4 protein-coding genes and 2 pseudogenes are annotated in these 4692 nt (G+C 28.1%); 2 read left to right on the forward strand and 4 right to left on the reverse strand.

Features of this window, described 5'->3' with window-relative positions:
- Positions 1-123: 123 nt before the first annotated feature.
- The 4 genes from ACJDU8_RS25055 to ACJDU8_RS25070 form a co-directional block, all read right to left on the reverse strand.
- Entirely contained in the window at positions 124-1044 is a 921-nt protein-coding gene (locus ACJDU8_RS25055; RefSeq protein ID WP_406794915.1) for a zinc ribbon domain-containing protein, read from the reverse strand.
- Complete coding sequence (locus ACJDU8_RS25060; RefSeq protein ID WP_406794916.1) at positions 1041-1322, reverse strand: hypothetical protein; 282 nt, start codon at positions 1320-1322, stop codon at positions 1041-1043. Before ACJDU8_RS25060 ends, ACJDU8_RS25055 begins: the two co-directional genes overlap by 4 nt.
- A complete protein-coding gene (locus ACJDU8_RS25065; RefSeq protein WP_406794917.1) occupies positions 1306-1869 on the reverse strand; it encodes an RNA polymerase sigma factor in 564 nt (187 codons plus the stop codon). Before ACJDU8_RS25065 ends, ACJDU8_RS25060 begins: the two co-directional genes overlap by 17 nt.
- A gap of 709 nt (positions 1870-2578) precedes the next feature.
- Positions 2579-2836, reverse strand: a complete 258-nt coding sequence (locus tag ACJDU8_RS25070) for a winged helix-turn-helix domain-containing protein (protein ID WP_406794919.1) — start codon at positions 2834-2836, stop codon at positions 2579-2581.
- 1012 nt (positions 2837-3848) lie between these two features.
- Here ACJDU8_RS25070 and ACJDU8_RS25075 point away from each other — a divergent pair.
- Together ACJDU8_RS25075 and ACJDU8_RS25080 are read left to right on the forward strand one after the other, a co-directional pair.
- A pseudogene (locus ACJDU8_RS25075) lies at positions 3849-4053 on the forward strand (IS630-like element ISBs2 family transposase); the annotation flags it as partial.
- 127 nt (positions 4054-4180) lie between these two features.
- A pseudogene (locus ACJDU8_RS25080) lies at positions 4181-4692 on the forward strand (hypothetical protein); the annotation flags it as partial.

The following is a 4692-nucleotide window of genomic DNA, read 5'->3' on the forward strand; positions in this document are numbered from 1 at the left end:
CAGTGCCACAAAAACAAATATAGTATAAATTATCTTTATATTGCCATTATTCATAACGTTTATAACTCCATAATTATGTCTTTGTTTATTTAATTTCACTTTAACTTTAGTTCACATATATATTTATAATTTTTTGCCGCATTTACTACAATAATTTTCATCTTTATTTACAATATTGCCACAATAACTGCACTGTTCATTTATTTTCGTGCCACAATAACTGCAAAATATATTTTCTTTATTTTGTATAACTCCACAATTATAACATATTATACTATTTTGTTTATGCATGAAATAAATAATTAGTCCAGCTAGGTTTGTCAATAACACTAATCCACCCCACAAAGCAGGATTATTTCTTTTAGCATTAGCATCTTTATATACCCATAATGCTAAACCAATCCAATAGATGATAAATATAAGACTAATTAACGTTCCTGTAATTTCTAATAATCTTTCTGCATAAGGTATTGGAGTTGCTGTCCTGATTATAAATATTTTGTTTTGTGCAGTTCCATTAGCTATATAATTGATTAGATAAATATCTTTAGAATTTAAATCTCTTTCATAATAAAATTCTTCATCAATATCATTTTTTAATTTTTCATCATTTTGAATATAATCTTTATTTAAAAGAATATTTTCTTTTTTAACTATTCTATAAAGTACATCTTTGTTTATATTGTCTTTAAGATACCTCCTATTAAATTCATATGATGTTAGTAATAGTTTAGTATTGCTACCTATAAGCTTACTGTTAGCTTTAAAGACAATATTATTGTCTTTATCCAAAATAAGTATATTTACTATATCTTTAGAGTCAGAATTTAATTTCTTTAGCTGCGAATTCACATTATCACTTAAACCTTGTTTCTCAAAAGCATTAGAAATCCTCTCATAGTCAATAGCCATACAAATTTTGTCTCTCGTTACATAGGCAATCGTGGCAATGCATAAAATTAAAACTACAGCTGAAGCAATTAAATAAATCTTAGTTGCAACTTTAAAATTTAAGCGATTTATAAATTCCTCCAGTTTTTTCATTTTAATATTACCCCCTTACTTAAATTAGGTATGAATGGTATCAAAAGAATTAAAATTAATGTCTGGTAAAGTACAATTACAGCTATAAAGTTCACATTAAATATTTTCAAAAATACCTGTATTAAAAATGATAATAATATAAATATACAACTTGAAAAGAAGATCTTTTTTACCCTCATTTGCCACTGTTTCTCTTTTAACTCCATACATTTCATATCAATATCTTTATCTAATGCTGCTAAAAGTATTAAGGTGTTTCTTTTATTTATCTCCTTCACATTTATCACCCCTTTTAAATATTTTTCTAAGTTTTACCATGCCATTATGAATTCTACTCTTTACAGTTTTAGGTTCAAGTTCTAACTTCTCTCCAATCTCTTTCAGTGTCAACCCCTCAATATATTTCATTTTTATTACTAGCTTTTGTTCTTCTGATAAATTTTCTAGTTCCTTTATAATTGCTTCAGCATATATTTTATCTATAACTAAACTTTCCACTTTTGCATTAACATTCTCAGTATTTATAGCTTCATCTATAGATATGCGCTGTAAAAACTTCTTTTCCTTTCTTAAATAATCAATATAACAATTTTTTGATACGGTAATTATATAAGTTGAAAATTTTGCTTTTCCATATACATCAAATTTCTCAATATTTTTTATAACCTTCAAGAATGTTTCTTGAGTTATATCTTCTGCAATTTCTTCATCTTGGGTAATTTTAATAAGAAATTTATATACAAAAGGATGATATTTACTTATAAGTTCTTGAAAAGCCCCCTTATCTCCTACCTGACACTTTTTTATTAATTTACTGTCATCCATATGTCACCGTCCTTTTGAAAAAACAAAAATACTAAATTTTAAAACTACATGCAAGTATGTAGTATAATTCTTTTTTAATCTTAGCTTCTCTATACATTCTCAATTAAATCTATATTATTTATTACACGTAACAAAAAAAGTTAGGTTGCAATTATCATGACCTAAATAATAAAAATTTTGATATGGTTATGACCATCCATAAAAAAAGTGGTTTGCTCAAGGCCTATAATGGCGTAGTACAAGAAAGTATAAGTACAAAAATTACTGTGGCTTTTTATAACTCAGTAAATCTTGTACTTATATTTTTCTACTTTATTAGAAAGTGAATGGCTATAAAAGTGCATCCTGCTATAATTCCATAAATTACAAATATACCAAACACTCAGTCTAATAAAAATTTGATACTTAAAAATCCAACAACAGCGTATGTCAAGAGGCCTATACTAAATAATGGCGTAGTGCTAATTGGAGTATGTACTATCTTTTAGTTCAAGTAATCCCATTTTATAATCACCTTACATAGATCTATCATAACTCGTATAAGGTGATTTTTATTTTAGTTCATTACTATTCAAATGGAATAGTAAAAGTGATATTTGTACCTTTCCCAAGTTCACTTGGTTCTTGATTCATCAGCTCTATAAAATCTATCGAATGTCATGTTCTTGAGGCCTTTTTTTAATAGGTTTTACGTTTCCATTTGAATATATTAAATTTCTTTCATCATATAGCCAGTACCTCTTACTGTTGTTATATGTTTTTCATTAGATACATCATTGAGCTTAACTCTCAAGTAACTTATGTACACATCAACTATACTGGTGTTTCCAAGATAATCGTATCCCCAAACAGCATTTAAGATTTGTTCTCTTGTACTTACATTATTTTTATTTTGAATAAGATATTCAATAAGTTGGTATTCCTTTTTCGTCAACTCAATAGTTGCATTACCGATTTTAACTTCCAAGACGGATTGGTTTAATTCAATATCTTTGAAAGTAAGTACATTTTTTTCTTTCTTCTGTAGAACATTCCCTTAGTAGGATAGTTATGGTTTTAGAAAGCTTACAATTTTTCAACTTCATCTTCAACAATAAGAACTGTTACATTTTTTACCTCCTGAGTTATGTAAGTTCATAGAAAAGCCGAAAAACAATGGTGTTTTTCGGTTAAAATTAACGAAAATTATATTCTTAGTAAGTATAGTATAACTTTAATAAAATATTGTAAAGGAAAAAATGACTTATTAATGCTTTGACTTAAAACCCCTTTTTATACTCCTACCATTGAACTAAGGCAATCTTTTTATTTACAAGATAATTATTAATATTTCATTAGAAAATTTTAATTAGACCTTAAGAATTCTCTTAATGTTTTCAAAAGAATTAAGATTATAATTTAAAAGTAAGTAAAATTTGTCAGAGTTCATAATGGTGATAATGAAGGAAAAACGATAAAATATATAAATGAAAATAACCAGCAATCTTGGTTTAATATGATCAGCGCTGACCGTATAACATGAAATAAGAGGTCATTATTTTTTATTCAAAAAACTCTGCAAATCTATACATAAAGAATCTTAAAAATAGTGTAAATAAATTTGTGCTAATTTATTTAAATCGGAGGTGTTAACTTTTTAACACTTACAGTAATTCTATGCTATATATAATTCATGAAGAATTAAACATATTAGGAACTACAACTAACGTTCATATAACAAAAATGATGGATTGAAAAGTCCACACACAGTTGGAATATATATTAATTCATATAAAAAACACGGTACCGAAGGCCCAAATATAGGTAAATCAACATTATGTCCTAGGTTTCTTACAAATAAGCAAGAAGAAGAATTATATAAAGCTATAACTACAAAGATTCGTGACGAAAGTGGTTTCGGATATCGAAAAAACTGAAATTCCAATATAGCGCGAAAATGATTTAGCAATAATTTCAATGTAGAATATCAAAGGTCTGCTACACTGGCAAAATCAGACCATGAAAAGCAAGAAACCTCTAATCGAGAATTTGAGGTTAAAAAAATCTAACAGGTGGTAATATTAGTCACATTCTTTTTCAAGATGAGTAAATGATTAGAGATTATCGAGCAATCCATAAAACTTGGTTTCCTAAAAGTCAGCAAAGAATATACCAACCTATGGAAAGTATGAAGGAGTAAAGCTTGATACATGAAGAGTAAATTAAATAGCAGTTTAGAGAACTTTGCACTAACTAAAAATAGGAGGATATAAAATTGAAAAAAGAATTAAAAACATTATCGGTATTCTTGATATTTGTGATGATGCTAAGCTTGTCAGCATGTTCGACAAGTGGAGGTGAATCAAAAACAAATGATACTAGTAGTGGACATATAAAAAGCGTCACAGCAATCACTGAGGTATTTGGAGATGGGCAAAAGGTAAGTGCCGTGGCACTGCAATACGATAGCGCCATAGATACATTTAAGTTAAATACATCAGATTTTAAAGTTGAAGGAAAGATTATTACAAAGGTATATGCTAATACTGAAGCAAAAAAATCAGATAAAGGTATAAATGGTAAATACGTAATTGCTGAGCTTGATACAACCATTAAATCTGATTCAGGAAGTGGTAGTAATAACGGTCAAAATGGAAATGCTCAACAAAGTACTTCTCAAAGTGGCGGTAATCAAGCACCAGGCAGCGCTGGTCCAAAATTAGGAGAAAAGGCCACCGATTCAGCTGAAAGTAAGCCATTGACAGTGAATATAACACAGAGTGGTGACATAGAAACTGTGGGAGGTCAAATATATAAGGCCGATTCAAAAGTGATGGCAAGTAC

Origin of the sequence: Candidatus Clostridium eludens, assembly GCF_045310515.1 — a bacterium.
GTDB classification, from domain to species: Bacteria; Bacillota; Clostridia; order Clostridiales; family Clostridiaceae; genus Clostridium_B; species Clostridium_B eludens.